The 14,425-nt window shown below is 72.4% G+C and carries 12 protein-coding genes; 4 read left to right on the top strand and 8 right to left on the bottom strand.

The window, feature by feature from the left end:
* Positions 1 to 33 precede the first annotated feature (33 nt).
* Both ACWGKQ_RS23875 and ACWGKQ_RS23870 read right to left on the bottom strand, forming a co-directional pair.
* The gene (locus ACWGKQ_RS23875; RefSeq protein WP_453293969.1) at positions 34 to 1,122 is read right to left on the bottom strand and encodes a branched-chain amino acid aminotransferase; all 1,089 of its coding nucleotides are present in this window, start codon (positions 1,120 to 1,122) and stop codon (positions 34 to 36) included.
* A gap of 311 nt (positions 1,123 to 1,433) precedes the next feature.
* Complete coding sequence (locus ACWGKQ_RS23870; protein WP_453293968.1) at positions 1,434 to 2,477, bottom strand: 3-isopropylmalate dehydrogenase; 1,044 nt, start codon at positions 2,475 to 2,477, stop codon at positions 1,434 to 1,436.
* A 133-nt stretch (positions 2,478 to 2,610) separates the two neighbouring features.
* Between ACWGKQ_RS23870 and ACWGKQ_RS23865 the strand changes: the two genes are divergently transcribed.
* On the top strand, positions 2,611 to 4,164 hold the full coding sequence (locus tag ACWGKQ_RS23865) for a purple acid phosphatase family protein (RefSeq protein ID WP_453293967.1): 1,554 nt from the start codon (positions 2,611 to 2,613) through the stop codon (positions 4,162 to 4,164).
* A 117-nt stretch (positions 4,165 to 4,281) separates the two neighbouring features.
* Here ACWGKQ_RS23865 and ACWGKQ_RS23860 read toward each other — a convergent pair whose 3' ends face one another.
* The 4 genes from ACWGKQ_RS23860 to ACWGKQ_RS23845 all read right to left on the bottom strand — a co-directional run bounded on the left by ACWGKQ_RS23860 (position 4,282) and on the right by ACWGKQ_RS23845 (position 8,011).
* On the bottom strand, positions 4,282 to 4,413 hold the full coding sequence (locus ACWGKQ_RS23860) for a hypothetical protein (protein ID WP_089098576.1): 132 nt from the start codon (positions 4,411 to 4,413) through the stop codon (positions 4,282 to 4,284).
* Positions 4,414 to 4,687: 274 nt separating this feature from the next.
* Entirely contained in the window at positions 4,688 to 5,227 is a 540-nt protein-coding gene (locus ACWGKQ_RS23855) for a GNAT family N-acetyltransferase (RefSeq protein ID WP_453293966.1), read from the bottom strand.
* Between the two features lie 167 nt (positions 5,228 to 5,394).
* Entirely contained in the window at positions 5,395 to 7,026 is a 1,632-nt protein-coding gene (pruA, locus tag ACWGKQ_RS23850) for an L-glutamate gamma-semialdehyde dehydrogenase (RefSeq protein WP_453293965.1), read from the bottom strand.
* Between the two features lie 58 nt (positions 7,027 to 7,084).
* Positions 7,085 to 8,011 (bottom strand): proline dehydrogenase family protein, encoded by a 927-nt coding sequence (locus tag ACWGKQ_RS23845; RefSeq protein WP_453293964.1) that lies wholly within the window; start codon positions 8,009 to 8,011, stop codon positions 7,085 to 7,087.
* 142 nt (positions 8,012 to 8,153) lie between these two features.
* On the opposite strand from ACWGKQ_RS23845, the gene ACWGKQ_RS23840 reads away from it, so the two are divergent.
* A complete protein-coding gene (locus tag ACWGKQ_RS23840) occupies positions 8,154 to 9,449 on the top strand; it encodes a PucR family transcriptional regulator (protein WP_453293963.1) in 1,296 nt (431 codons plus the stop codon).
* 7 nt (positions 9,450 to 9,456) lie between these two features.
* Here ACWGKQ_RS23840 and pdxR read toward each other — a convergent pair whose 3' ends face one another.
* The gene (pdxR, locus tag ACWGKQ_RS23835; protein ID WP_453293962.1) at positions 9,457 to 10,872 is read right to left on the bottom strand and encodes a MocR-like pyridoxine biosynthesis transcription factor PdxR; all 1,416 of its coding nucleotides are present in this window, start codon (positions 10,870 to 10,872) and stop codon (positions 9,457 to 9,459) included.
* A gap of 47 nt (positions 10,873 to 10,919) precedes the next feature.
* Here pdxR and ACWGKQ_RS23830 point away from each other — a divergent pair, with 47 nt between their 5' ends.
* Complete coding sequence (locus ACWGKQ_RS23830) at positions 10,920 to 12,104, top strand: MFS transporter (protein ID WP_453293961.1); 1,185 nt, start codon at positions 10,920 to 10,922, stop codon at positions 12,102 to 12,104.
* Between the two features lie 31 nt (positions 12,105 to 12,135).
* Here the strand turns inward: ACWGKQ_RS23830 and ACWGKQ_RS23825 are convergent, their stop codons facing one another.
* Positions 12,136 to 12,711, bottom strand: a complete 576-nt coding sequence (locus tag ACWGKQ_RS23825; protein ID WP_453293960.1) for a TetR/AcrR family transcriptional regulator — start codon at positions 12,709 to 12,711, stop codon at positions 12,136 to 12,138.
* 96 nt (positions 12,712 to 12,807) lie between these two features.
* Here ACWGKQ_RS23825 and ACWGKQ_RS23820 point away from each other — a divergent pair, with 96 nt between their 5' ends.
* Complete coding sequence (locus ACWGKQ_RS23820) at positions 12,808 to 14,313, top strand: MFS transporter (RefSeq protein ID WP_453293959.1); 1,506 nt, start codon at positions 12,808 to 12,810, stop codon at positions 14,311 to 14,313.
* Positions 14,314 to 14,425: the final 112 nt, after the last annotated feature.

The raw sequence follows: 14,425 nt of genomic DNA, 5'->3' as shown, positions 1-14,425 counted from the left end.
GAAGATCGACCGGTGGTACGGCTCGGGGCGGGATCAGCCGAGCCGGTGCATCCAGCCGTGCTTGTCCGCCGTCTTGCCGCGCTGGATGTCGAGAAGGGCCTCGCGGAGCTTGAGGGTGACCTCGCCGGGCTCGCCGCCGGACTGCTGCCACTCGGCGCCGGTGCGCTTGACCGTGCCGACCGGGGTGATCACGGCGGCGGTGCCGCAGGCGAAGACCTCGGTGAGGGTGCCGTTCTCGGAGTCGCGCTGCCACTGCTCGATGGAGACCCGGGCCTCCTCGGACTCGTAGCCGAGGTCGCGGGCGACGGTGAGGAGGGAGTCGCGGGTGACGCCTTCGAGGATGGAGCCGGTGAGCGTCGGGGTGACGATCTTGTCTCCGTACACGAAGTACAGGTTCATGCCGCCGAGTTCCTCGACCCACTTGTGCTCGACCGCGTCGAGGTAGCAGACCTGGTCGCAGCCCTGGGCCGCCGCCTCGGCCTGGGCGAGCAGGGAGGCCGCGTAGTTGCCGCCGGTCTTGGCGTCGCCCATGCCGCCGGGGACGGCGCGGACGCGGTCCTCGGAGGCCCAGATGGAGACCGGCTTCACGCCGCCGGGGAAGTAGGCGCCGGCCGGGGAGGCGATGACCAGGAAGAGGTATTCGTTGGCCGGCTTGACGCCCAGGCCGACCTCGGTGGCGATCATGAAGGGGCGCAGGTAGAGGGATTCCTCGCCGCCGTGGGCCGGGACCCAGTCCTTGTCCTGCTGGACCAGGACGTCACAGGCCTCGATGAAGGTCTCCACCGGCAGCTCGGGCATGGCGAGGCGGCGGGCGGAACGCTGGAAGCGCTTGGCGTTCTGGTCGGGACGGAAGGTGGCCACCGAGCCGTCGGGGCGGCGGTAGGCCTTCAGGCCCTCGAAGATCTCCTGGGCGTAGTGCAGGACGTTGGTGGCCGGGTCGAGGGGGATCGGCGCGTACGGAACGAGCTGGCCGTCGTGCCAGCCGCGGCCCTCGGTCCACTTGATCGTCACCATGTGGTCGGTGAAGTGGCGGCCGAATCCGGGACTGGCCAGGATCGCCTCGCGCTCGGCGGCGGCGAGCGGGTGCGCGGACGGCTTGAGCTCGATCGTGGGCGTCGTCATCAGTAGGGTCCTTCGCTTCCAGGCTGGGGCCGGGGCGGCTGCGGTCTTTCGGCCGGGGGTCCGGGGGTCGTCCCCCGGGAGATGCAGCACCGGTTGTAGTGATGGGGCCGCGCTCACCCTTGTCATAGGACGTCCGAGCATTCCCTCACACCGCGGCTCCGCGTTCGATTATCGCGCGGGGGCCGGGGCGGAAGGAATCGGGGTGAATGCGGACCCGGGGTTGATGGTGACACCCGGCGGGAGGCATGGGAAAGCCGCCGGGTGCGTGTGCGACCCGGCGGCTTCGGAGTTCTGTGGAGAAGCCTGGCGGGTCAGCCGGCTACTCGTACGGCGAGCGCGTCGCCGATCTCCGAGGTGGAGCGGGCGGGCTTGCCCTGGCGCTCGGTGAGGTCGGCGGTGACGGCCTCGTCGACACGGGCGGCCTCGGCCTCGTAGCCGAGGTGGCGCAGCAGCAGGGCGACGGACAGGACCGTGGCGGTGGGGTCGGCCTTGCCCTGGCCGGCGATGTCGGGCGCGGAACCGTGCACCGGCTCGAACATCGAGGGGAACTCGCGGGAGGGGTTGATGTTCCCGCTCGCCGCGACGCCGATGCCGCCGGAGACGGCCGCGGCGAGGTCGGTGATGATGTCGCCGAAGAGGTTGTCGGTGACGATGACGTCGAACCGGCCCGGGTCGGTGACGAGGTAGATCATCGCCGCGTCGACGTGGATGTAGTCCGTCGCGACCTCGGGGAACTCCGCGCCGACCTTGTTGAAGATGTTCGTCCACAGGTGCCCGGCGAAGGTCAGCACGTTGTTCTTGTGGACCAGCGTGAGCTTCTTGCGCGGGCGGGCCTGGGCGCGGGCGAAGGCGTCCCGGACGACGCGCTCGACGCCGAAGGCCGTGTTGACGGACACCTCGGTGGCGACCTCGTGCTCGGTGCCCTTGCGGATGGTGCCGCCGTTGCCGGTGTACGGGCCCTCGGTGCCCTCGCGGACCACGACGAAGTCGATCTGCGGCTCGCCGGCCAGCGGGGTGGCGACACCCGGGAGCAGCTTCGACGGACGCAGGTTGACATGGTGGTCGAAGGCGAAGCGGAGCTTCAGCAGGAAGCCGCGCTCCAGAACGCCGGAGGGGACGCTCGGGTCGCCGATGGCGCCCAGCAGGATGGCGTCGTGCTGCTTCAGCGCGGCGAGGTCGGCGTCGGTGAGGGTCTCACCGGTGTCGTGGTAGCGCCTGGCGCCGAAGTCGTACTCCTTGGTCTCCAGCTTCACGTCCTCGGGGAGGACGGCGGAGAGGACCTTGAGGCCTTCGGCCACGACTTCCTGCCCGATGCCGTCACCGGGGATCACTGCGAGATCGATGCTCCGAGACATGCCCGGCACCCTACCCCTCGTCCCATGGGATGACATGCGGTGTCCGCCATACGGACGACAGGGGGTGTTCCGTCAACGGGCGTTCACCCGTGCGTACGGCTGGTGTCGGCCTGCGCTGGGCAGCTTCTCGATTATGGACATCCCCGACTTCGGCATCCCGCCGCGGCTGGCCGCCCGGATGAGCATGGCCGAGCAGTACGAGTACCTGCGTGCCCGGCTGGTGAGCCGCCGCACCCTGGTGACGGCGGGCGCGGTGGCGGGCGGCGGGCTGGTCGCCGGCTGCTCGACGAAGACGAAGTCGGCGAGCCCGGCACCGGCCACCTCGGCGGTCCGCGGCGCGGCGGTGGTGCCGTTCGGACGTCATCTCGCCTTCGGTGCCGATCCGCGGACGCAGCTGCGGATCTCCTGGCAGGTGCCGTTCGCGGTGCGCAAGCCGTTCGTGCGGATCGGAACGCGACCGGACGACCTGGGCCGGCGCGTCGCCGCGGAGATACGGCATCTGCACACGCCGGGGGTGCGGGGCGTGCGCCCGGTGGTGGAGCAGTACTACGTCCACGCGGCCCTCGACGGCCTCACCCCCGGTACCACGTACTACTACGGCGTCGGCCACGACGGCTGGGACCCGGCCGCCCCTGACCACCGCTCCGCCATCACCCCGTTCCGCACCGCGCCCGCGCATCCGGAGCGGTTCGTGTTCACGGCCTTCGGCGACCAGGGCGTCAGCCGGGCCGGAAAGGCCAGTGACAACGCGCTGCTGAAGCAGGACCCCGCCTTCCATCTGCACGCCGGCGACATCTGCTACGCGGACGGCAACGGCACCGGGAAGACCTCGGACGGCTACGACGCCCGGGAGTGGGACCGGTTCCTGAAGCAGAACGACCCGGTGGCGCGGTCGGTGCCGTGGATGGTGACGACCGGCAACCACGACATGGAGGCCTGGTACTCCCCCGACGGCTACGGCGGCCAGTACGCCCGCTTCGCCCTCCCGGACAACGGCTTCGACCCGCACGGCGCCCCCGGCGTCTACGCGTTCACCTACGGCAACGTCGGCTTCGTGGCGCTGGACGCGAACGACGTGTCCTACGAGATCCCCGCCAACCTCGGCTACAGCGGCGGCCGGCAGACGGCATGGCTGGAGCGGAAGCTGAAGGAGCTGCGGGCGGCGAAGGGCGTGGACTTCGTGGTCGTCTTCTTCCACCACTGCGCGTACTCGACGTCCTCGCACGCCTCCGACGGCGGGATCCGGGCGGCCTGGCTGCCGCTGTTCGCCGAGCACCAGGTGGACCTGGTGATCAACGGGCACAACCACGTCTACGAGCGCACGGACGCGGTGCGGGACGGGACGGTCGGCCGCGCGGTCCCGGTCGGCGGCGCCACCGACCCGACGCGGGACGGGATCGTGTACGTCACGGCGGGCGGCGGCGGGCGGGACCTGTACGGGTTCCCCTCGGGGGTCGGGGACAGCTACGAGGGGCACGTCACCCGGCACGGCGCGGTGGACAGCTTCCACTGGGCCAAGGGGCAGCACAACGTGGCGGAGACGGTGGAGTGGTCGCGGGTGCGGTACGCCGGCTTCTCCTTCCTCAGGGTCGAGGCGGAGGCGGGTACGGCCCCGAAGCTGACGGTGTCGGCGCTGGCGCAGAGCGGGGCGCGGATCGACCACTTCGAGGTACGGCGCGGGCGGTGAACCGCAGGGTACGGCGCGGCTGTCCCGGCCGCGCCGTACCCCGTGCGGGTGCGGCTCCCGTCGAGGGGGTGTTACACGTGTTACCGGCGGTGCGTCAACGTCTCTCTCGTCAACGGCTCAGTGGCCGGTCTCGCCGCCGTTGTCCCGGCGGTCCAGGGCGCGCTGGAGGGCGGCGGCGGCGTTCTTGCGCTCGGACTCGCTCGTGCGGGACACGTGGCGGACCCGGCGGCGGACGGTCGTCTCGGCCATGGGAATCGACTCCTTCGACATACGTGGAGTACGGCAGGGGGGATACGAGACGCCGGAAGGGGCGGGGAGCGGTGCCGCAGGGGTTGCCTGCACGGGGCCCGGCTCACGACCGCCATTCGCTTGATCGAGCGAGACGTTCGGCTCCTACAAAAGTAAGGGAGCGGCCCGCTTCTGTCTGCACAATTACTCGGACTTCCTACTATCTGAGACGGCGACGCCGGTCACCCGCCCGTGAGCTGGGGTTTTGACGGTTGAGACGGATGGGGCGAACGGGTTACATGACGTCTCCGTCGCGCCAGTCGAAGACCAGCTCGTGGGCGGGGTCGAGGACGTCCCCGGCGGGCCCGGGCCACACGTACACGTCCCCCTCCTCGTCCGCGAGCCGCACGATCCCCGCCTCCGGGGACAGGGCGCAGACCCGGCCGTCCCAGCGCCGCCAGCCCCGGGCGGTGTAGAGCCGGGCCCCGTCCGCACTGGCGGACAGCGCACCGAAGTCGTACGCCCGCCCGGCGACCCGTTCCAGCGCCGCCATCACCTGCCCGCCCAGTCCCCGGCGGCGGGCGTCGGGCCGTACGCCGACGGCCTCGACGTAGCCGACGCGCAGCCAGCGGCCCCGGTGCCGGGCCCGGCGCATGACCACCGAGCCGTGGGCAGCGAGCCCCGACTCGTCGTGGACGAGGGCGTGCAGGCCGCCCAGTCCGTGCTCCCAGTCGGAGTCGGCGAAGTCCCCGCCGAACGCCTCGTGCAGGAGGGCGCGGGCGGCGCGCAGGTCGGCGGGGTCGAGGTCGGCGGTGTGGGCCACGCGGAGAGACATGGCCCCAGTGTCGTACGGGGCCACCGGGCGGCACAGGGGGCAGGCCGCGGACGCCGGTGCGGCCGGACACGAGGTGGCAGGACACACGAGGTGGCAGGACATGGGAACGGCCCGGGAAGCCTGCTCGTGGGTCAGGCTTCCCGGGCCGTTGCTCGGGGGGCTGAGGGTCAGCCCATGTGCGGGTACGCGTAGTCGGTCGGCGGGACCAGGGTTTCCTTGATCGCGCGGGTCAGGGTCCAGCGCAGCAGGTTCTGCGGGGCGCCGGCCTTGTCGTTGGTGCCGGAGGCACGGCCGCCGCCGAAGGGCTGCTGGCCGACGACGGCACCGGTCGACTTGTCGTTGATGTAGAAGTTGCCGGCCGCGTAGCGCAGCTTCTCCATCGTGTACGCCGCCGCCGCGCGGTCGCCCGCGACGACCGAACCCGTGAGCGCGTAGTCCGACACCGACTCCATCTGGGTCAGCATCTCGTCGTACTGGTCGTCCTCGTAGACGTGCACGGCGAGGAACGGGCCGAAGTACTCGGTGCGGAAGACCTCGTTCTCCGGGTCGTCGCACACCACGACGGTCGGGCGGACGAAGTAGCCGACCGAGTCGTCGTAGGAGCCGCCCGCGACGATCTCGCAGGACGGGTCGGTCTTCGCGCGGTCGATCGCGGCCTTGTTCTTGGCGAACGCGCGGTCGTCGATCACGGCGCCGACGAAGTTCGACAGGTCGGTGACGTCGCCCATGGTCAGGTAGTCGACCTCGGCGGCGAACTCCTCGCGGAAGCCGCTGTTCCAGATGGACGCCGGGATGTAGGCGCGGGAGGTCGCGCTGCACTTCTGGCCCTGGTACTCGAAGGCACCCCGGGTCAGCGCCGTCTTGAGGACGGCCCGGTCGGCGCTCGGGTGGGCGACCAGGAAGTCCTTGCCGCCGGTCTCGCCGACCAGACGCGGGTAGGAGCGGTAGTTCTCGATGTTCTCGCCGACCGTCTTCCACAGGTACTGGAAGGTCTTGGTGGAGCCGGTGAAGTGGATGCCGGCCAGGTCGCGGTGGGTGAGCGCCACCTTCGAGACCTCGATGCCGTCGCCGGTGACGAGGTTGATGACGCCCTTGGGCAGGCCCGCCTCCTCCAGCAGTTGCATGAGGAGCACGGCCGCGTGGGTCTGGGTCGGGGACGGCTTCCAGACCACGACGTTGCCCATCAGCGCGGGCGCGGTGGGCAGGTTGCCGGCGATCGCGCTGAAGTTGAACGGCGTGATCGCGTAGACGAAGCCCTCCAGCGGGCGGTGGTCGAGGCGGTTCCAGACGCCCGGGGAGTTGGCCGGGGGCTGCTCGGCCAGGATCTGGCGGGCGTAGTGGACGTTGAACCGCCAGAAGTCGACCAGCTCGCAGGGCGAGTCGATCTCGGCCTGCTGGGCGGTCTTGGACTGGCCGAGCATGGTGGAGGCGGCGATGGTCTCGCGCCAGGGGCCGGCGAGCAGTTCGGCGGCGCGCAGGATGATGGCCGCGCGGTCGTCGAAGGACATCGCGCGCCAGGCGGGCGCGGCGGCGAGGGCCGCGTCGACGGCGTCCTGCGCGTCCTGCCGGGTGGCGTGCCGGCCGGTGCCGATGACGGCCTTGTGGTTGTGCGGCTGCACCACCTGGAAGGGCTCGCCGCCGCCGAGCCGCTTCTCGCCGCCGATGGTCATCGGCAGCTCGATCGGGTTCTCGGCGAGCTCCTTGAGCTTCGCCTCAAGCCGGGCGCGCTCGGCCGAGCCGGGGGCGTAGCCGTGCACCGGCTCGTTGACGGGGGTGGGGACCTGGGTCACAGCGTCCATGAGATCCGTAACTCCTTGTACGTGAGCGGGTGTTGGGGCCTGTCGCGGCTTGGTGGGCTCAGCCCTTGCTGATCATCGAGCGGACGAAGAAGCGCAGGTTCGCCGGCTTCTCCGCGAGACGGCGCATGAAGTAGCCGTACCAGTCGGTGCCGTACGCGGTGTAGACGCGCATCCGGTGGCCCTCGGCGGCGAGCCGCAGGTGCTCGTCGCTGCGGATGCCGTACAGCATCTGGAACTCGTACTCGTCGGGCTTGCGGCCGGCGCGCCGGGCGAGTTCCTGGGCGATGGAGATGAGGCGCGGGTCGTGGGAGCCGACCATCGGGTACCCCTCGCCCTCCATCAGAGTCCGCAGGATCCGCACGTACGCCTTGTCGATCTCGTTCTTCTGCTGGTAGGCGACCTCGGCGGGCTCCTTGTAGGCGCCCTTGACCAGGCGCACCCGGCTGCCGGCCGCGGCGAGGCGGCGGGCGTCGGCCTCGGTGCGGAAGAGGTAGGCCTGGATGACGCAGCCGGTCTGCGGGAAGTCGCGGCGCAGTTCCTCGTGGATGGCGAACATCGAGTCGAGGGTGGTGTGGTCCTCGGCGTCGAGGGTGACGGTCGTACCGATCGCGGCGGCGGCCTCGACGACCGGGCGGACGTTCGCGAGCGCCAGCTCGTGGCCGCCGTCCAGCGCCTGGCCGAACATCGACAGCTTGACCGACATCTCGACGCGCTCGCCGAGGCCCAGCTCGCGCAGCCGGTCGATCAGCGCCAGGTAGGCGTCCCGGGCGGCGGCGGCCTGCTCGGGGGTGGTGATGTCCTCGCCGACGACATCCATCGTCAGCTCCAGGCCGCGGCCCGTGAGCTCCTCGATGATCGGGACGATGTCGGCGACCGACTCGCCGGGGATGAAGCGGTCGACGACCTGCTTCGTCACCGGGGCCGCCGAGATCAGACGTCGCATCCGGTCGCTTCGCGACGCGGCGAGAATCACGGGACCCAGCACGGGGCACCTCCACAACACATGCCGGACAGGCCGCGATCCGACGATTCGGATACGGCACGGGGAACCACCGTGATAGTCAAGGATCCCTCCGATCGTGGGCCATCGACAGCTGTCACGCATCCGTTCCGCAGATCTCAGACATATGTATGAAGGCGGTCGGGAATTGCGGGAGAATGCCCGGGTGACGTCGGAATTCAAGGGTGACTACCAGGAGCTGGTCGACGAGATCTCGGAGCTGCTGGGCGTCCCGGCGACCCTGGAGAACCGCGACTTCGAGCTGATCGTCTTCGGGGCGTACGACAGTGAGGGCGACCTCGATCCGTCGGCGCTGGACCCGGTCCGTACCCGCTCGATCCTGACCCGGCGCTCCACGGCGGCGGTCCGCGCCTGGTTCGAGGGCTTCGGCATCACCCGGGCGACCGGACCGGTCCGGATCCCGCCGACCCCGGAGGCCGGGGTGTACCGGGGGCGGATCTGCCTTCCGGTACGCCATCGGGGTGTCGTCCTCGGCTATGTGTGGCTGCTCGACTCCGATCCGGGTCCCACGGACGCCCAGCTGGCCGCCGCCATGGGGGTGGCCGGGCGGATCGGCGCGCTGCTCGCGGACGAGGCGCAGGCGGGGGCGGGCCTCGGCCGGGAGCTGCGGGCGGTGCTGGTCGCGGAGAGCGGCTGGCAGCGGGACATGGCGGTGGCCGAGCTCCGTACGGCCCTGGGCTCCCGCGCGGACGGCCCGCACACGCTGGTCTGTGTCGCCCCCTGGCCCTCCCCCGACCCGGACGACGCCCCCTCCCCGCGCGCGGTCCCGCACGCCACCGCGCTGTGCGCCCTGCCCTGGGGAGCCGCCGGCCACGGCCTGGCCGTACTGGTCCGGCTGCGCAGCACGGACACGGCCACCCCCGCTCTGACGGCCGCCGCCCGGCTGCTCAGGGAGGCGGAGGAGGCCCGGTCGGCGGCGGCGCGCGGAGCCGGGGCCCGGACGGCGGCGGCCGTGGCCGCGGGGTTCGCGGGGCCGGTCGCGGCCGCGCCGGACTGCGCGGCGGGTGTGGGCGGGGCCCGGACCGGGCTGGCCGAGCTGGGCGCGGTCTGGCAGGAGGCGTCGGCCGCCGCCCGGGCCGCGCTGGCGGAACCGCGGTTCGGGCCCGTCGCGCAGTGGGCGGACATCGGCCCGTACCGCCTGCTGACCGCGCTGCCCCCGGAGGCGTCCCACGACCCCGCCGTGGCCCCCCTGCTCACCCCGGCCCAGCACGAACTGGCCCGCACCGCCGAGGTCTACCTCGACCACGCCGGCCAGGCCGGCCGCACGGCCGCCGCACTCGGCATCCACCGGCAGACCCTGTACTACCGCCTGTCCCGCGTCGAACAGCTCACCGGCCTCGACCTGGACGACGGCGAGGACCGCCTGCTGCTGCACATGGCGCTGAAGAGGGCCCGGCTGTAGCCGTGCCTCACCCGCCCGGCGCCCGAAGCAGATCCGCCACGGCCGCGATCCCCTCCGCGATCCGATGTTCCGTCACGTTTCCGAATCCCAGGACCAGTTGCGGCGGGGACACCGCGCCGGAGGCACGGCACGCGCTCATGCCGTACAGGCCCACCCCGCGGGCGCGGGCCCGCGCCACCACCCCCGCCTCGTCGGCGCCGGAGGGCAGATGGGCCACGGCGTGGAAACCCGCGGCCAGGCCCGTCAGCCGTACGGCGGGAGCATGCCGGGCCAGCGAGGTGACGAGGGCGGTGCGGCGGGCGGCGTACGTCGTACGCATGCGGCGCAGATGGCGGTCGTAGCGCCCGGACTCGATCAGCCGGGCAAGGGCCAGCTGGTCGAGGGTGGGGGAGCCGCGGTCCGTGACACGTTTGAGGTCGGTGAGCGGTTCGGTGAGCGCGGGCGGGCACAGCAGCCAGCCCAGGCGCAGGGCGGGGGCGAGGGACTTGCTGACGGTGCCGACGGAGATCACGCGGTCGGCGGCCAGCCCTTGCAGGGCGCCGACGGGTTCACGGTCGTAGCGGAACTCGGCGTCGTAGTCGTCCTCGATGACGTACGCGTCCCTGCGTGCCGCCCAGTCGAGCAGGGCGTGCCGGCGGTCGGGGGCCAGCACCACACCCGTAGGCCACTGGTGCGCGGGCGTGACGATCACCGCGCGGGCGCCCGTGGCGTCCAACGCCCGCACGTCGAGGCCGGCTTCGTCCACCGGGACCGGTACGGCCGTCAGGCCCGCCGCCTGCGCCGCCGCCTCCGCGGTGCCGGGGCCGCCCGGGTCCTCGTACGCCACGACGTCCGCTCCGGTGCGGGCGAGCGCGCGCAGGGCGAGGCTCAGGCCCTGGGCGTAGCCGGAGCAGACGACGGTCCGGGCGGGGTCGGCGGCGGCTCCGCGGACCCGGCGCAGATACCCGGCCACGACGTCGCGCAGGGCCTGGCTCCCGCGTGGGTCCCCGTAGTCGAGGTCCGCGGTGGGCATGCGGCGGGCCGCTTCCCTGGTCGCCCAGAGCCAGTCGGCGACCGGGAAGCAGGCCAGGTCCGGGACGCCGTGGCGGAAGTCGGCGATCAGCCGGGGGCCGGCGTGGGGCGGGGCCGGCGCGGGGGCCGCGGCCGGCTGTGCGCAGGACGCGACCCGGGTGGCCGAGCCGACCCGGGTGACGAGGTAGCCCTCGGCCTGGAGCTGGGCGTAGGTGTCCTGGACGAGACCGCGGGACACCCCCAGCAGCCGGGCGAGTTCACGCGAGGACGGCAACCGCTCGCCGGCCTGGAGCCGGCCCGAGCGGATCGCGTCCCGCAGCTGCCCCTCCAGCTGCGCGCACAGCCGTTCCCCGCTCCCGCGGTCGACGGTCAGTAGGAGCTCGGGCGACAGACCGGACCACTGAACGGACACGGAATTGGAGCTTAGCCGGGAGCCGGTTGCTCCGTAGCGTCGACGGCATGACGACTTCGGCGAACCGCCCGGTCCTGGCCCCGTCCCCGTCCCCGCGCCCGCCCCTGCTGAGCCGGGCGCTGCTGCTCCGCTTCGTGAGCCTGATCGGCGCGAGCGTCAGCTTCTTCCTGCTGCTGTCCGTCGTGCCCGCCTACGCCGCCGATGCGGGCGGCGAAGGCGCGGCGGGCCTGGCCACCGGCTCCCTGATGCTCGCCACGGTCCTCGGCGAGCTCGCCACTCCCCGGCTCGTCGCCCGCCACGGGTACCGGGCGACCCTGATGGCCGGCCTCTTCCTCCTCGGCGCCCCGGCGCTGGTGCTGACCGTCTCCGGGAGCATGGTCTGGATCGTGGCGGTGTGTCTGCTGCGCGGACTGGGATTCGCGCTCACGGTCGTCGCGGGCGGCGCCCTGACCGCGTCGCTGATCCCGGCGGAGCGCCGGGGCGAGGGGCTGGCGGTGGTGGGCGTGGTGTCCGGCGTGCCGTCGCTGGTCGCCCTGCCGCTGGGGCTGTGGCTGGCCGGGCACGCGGGATACGGGACGGTCGCCGTGATCGGGGGCGGGGCGGCGCTGGCCGCGATCGCCTCCGTGCTCGGGCTGCCGGACCGGGACGCACGCTCCGCGCGGTCGGAGCAGCCGGTGGGTGTGGTCGCCGGGTTGCGCACCGGAGCCCTGCTGCGGCCGGTCCTCGTGTTCGCGGCCACCGCGACGGCCGCCGGGATCCTGGTCACCTTCCTGCCGCTGGCCGTCGGCTCGGCGTCCTCCGGCGTGGTCGCGGTGGCCCTGTTCGTGCAGCCGGCCGCCGCGACCGTGACCCGCTGGCTGGCGGGGCGCCACGGCGACCGGCACGGCAGTGCCCGGCTCGTCCTGCCCGGCCTGCTGCTGTCGGCGGCGGGCGTCCTGATCACCGCCGCGACGGGCGACCCGGTCGCCGTGATCGGGGGAAGCGCCCTGTTCGGCGCCGGTTTCGGCATCGCGCAGAACGCCACCCTGGCCCTGATGTACGCCCGGGTCCCCGCCTCCTCCTACGGCACGGTCAGCGCGCTGTGGAATCTCGCCTACGACGGCGGGATGGGCGTCGGCGCCGCCGGCTTCGGCGTCCTCGCGGGGCTGACCGGCTACCCGTGGGCCTTCGCGGTGACGGCGGTGCTGATGCTGGGCGCGCTGGTGCCGGCCGTAGGCGACCTCCGCCGCTGAGCGGACGTGGCGGAGTCCCGGGCCGGGCGGGTCACGTACGGGTGGCGGCCTCGATGATCTGGCGCAGCCCCTCGGTGAGCACGTCGCCGTCGGGCGCCGTCTTCGGGTCGAAGGTCCACTGCGAGATGAGGCCGGACATCAGGGTCATGTAGAAGCGGCCCAGGGTGTCGGCGGTCTCGTCGGAGACCTCCTCCTCGGGCACGCCCATCATCAGCGAGGTCAGCCCCCGGCCGCCCTCGCGCTGGGCGCGCGCCAACTGCTCCCGCACCTCCGGCATCTGGTCGCCCATCGTCACGATCTCCACGCTGAGCCGCCACATCGAGCCGGGCCCGCGCATGCTGTCGACGATGTTCGACCACACCTCGCGGAACCGTTCGAGGGAGCCGGGCGCTCCGGTCAGCCCCCCGTCGCCGCCCTCGAAGGACATCTCCTCCACCAGCGCGATGTAGGCCTGGGCGAGCAGCGTGTCCTTGGAGCCGTAGTGGTAGCCGATCGAGGCGAGGTTGGTCCCCGACTCCCTGACGATGTCGCGCGCCGTCGTCCGCGCGAACCCCTTCTCCAGCAGGCAGCGCTTGGCGCCTTCCAGCAGATCCTCACGGTGTCCCATGCGGACCACCCTACCCGGATCCATACAACCGTCCTAGACGGATGAATTATACAAGCGTTCTAGACACTCGTTTAAGACGCTCGTATATTCCCTGGCATGACGAACCCGACGAGCACGACCCCACGTGAGACCAACTCCCGGGCCGGGAAGCGCGAATGGATCGCGCTCGGCGTGCTGATGCTTCCGCTGCTCCTGGTCTCGATGGACGTCTCGGTCCTCTACTTCGCCCTCCCGGCGATCAGCGCGGACCTGGCCCCGAGCGGCACCCAGCAGCTGTGGATCCTGGACATCTACGGCTTCGTCCTGGCCGGCCTGCTGATGACGATGGGCGCGCTGGGCGACCGCATCGGCCGCCGGCGTCTGCTCCTGTTCGGCGCCGCGGCCTTCGGCGGCGCCTCGCTGCTCGCCGCGTACGCGGACAGCGCCGGCACCCTGATCGCCGCCCGCGCGATCCTCGGCATCGGCGGTGCGACCCTGATGCCGTCGACGATGGCCCTGCTGCGCACGATGTTCACCGACCCCGGCCAGCGCGCGAAGGCGATCGGCCTGTGGTCCGGGGTGATGACCGGCGGGATCGCGCTCGGCTCGGTGATGAGCGGGATCCTGATCGAGCACTTCTGGTGGGGCTCGGTCTTCCTGGTCAACCTGCCCGCGATGGCGCTGCTCCTGCTCATCGGCCCGGTCCTGCTCCCGGAGTCCAGGAACCCCTCCCCCGGCCGCTTCGACTGGCTGAGCGTCCCGCTCTCCATGGCCGCCGTGCTCCCCGTGGTCTACGGCGTCAAGGAGATCCCCTCCGAGGGCTGGCACCCGCTCTACGTCGTCTCGGTCACCGTCGGCCTGCTCTTCGCCGCCCTCTTCGTCCACCGCCAGCGCACCACCGGCTCCCCGCTGGTTCCGCCGGCCCTGCTGAGGGGCCGCGGCTTCACCCCGGCGCTGGTCCTGAACCTCGTCGCCACGCTCGCCATGATGGGCTCGGCGATCTTCACCACGCAGTACCTCCAGTCGGTCCTCGGCATGAGCCCGCTCGCGGCGGCGCTGTGGAGCCTGCTGCCCTCGGTGTTCATCGGGGGCGCGGGGCCGCTCACGGCGCAGCTGGTGCAGCGGGGCGCCGACCGCGGCTACGTCGTCGCCGGCGGCTTCGCGGCCATGGCGGCGGGGTTCGTGCTGCTCGCCCTGATCGGCACCGACTCGCTGTGGCTGGTGCTGACCGGGGCCGGCGTCCTCGCCTGCGGGATGGTCGCGATCGTCTCCCAGCTGACCGACCTGGCGATGACCGCCGCGCCGGTGGAACGGGCCGGGACAGCGTCCTCGCTCCTTGAGACGGCCGCGGAGTTCGGCGGTGCGCTCGGCATGGCCGTGCTGGGGTCGATCGGTACGGCGGTCTACCGCCACGAGATGCCGGCGACGGCTCCGGCGGAGGCCCGGGAGACGCTGGGCGGTGCGCTGGCGACGGCGGGCCGGCTGCCGGGGCCCGCGGGAGAGGCCCTGACCCGGTCCGCCCGGGAGGCGTTCACCAGCGGGATGCAGGGGGCGGCGATCGCGGGGGCGGTGCTGCTGGTGCTGGCGGCGGTGGGGGCGGCGGTGACGCTGCGGAGGAGGTGACCATGCAAACGCCGGACGGGCTGACCAACTCAGCCCGTCCGGCGTTTGAGGACATGACGCGAGCCTTCCAGCCCACCGAGTCGGGTGGGCGGGTGGGCAAAAAAATCAGACG

Source organism: Streptomyces sp. NPDC054770, assembly GCF_053611985.1.
The sequence above is the reverse complement of the archived record's forward strand: the minus strand, read 5'-3'. Positions and strand labels throughout refer to the sequence as shown.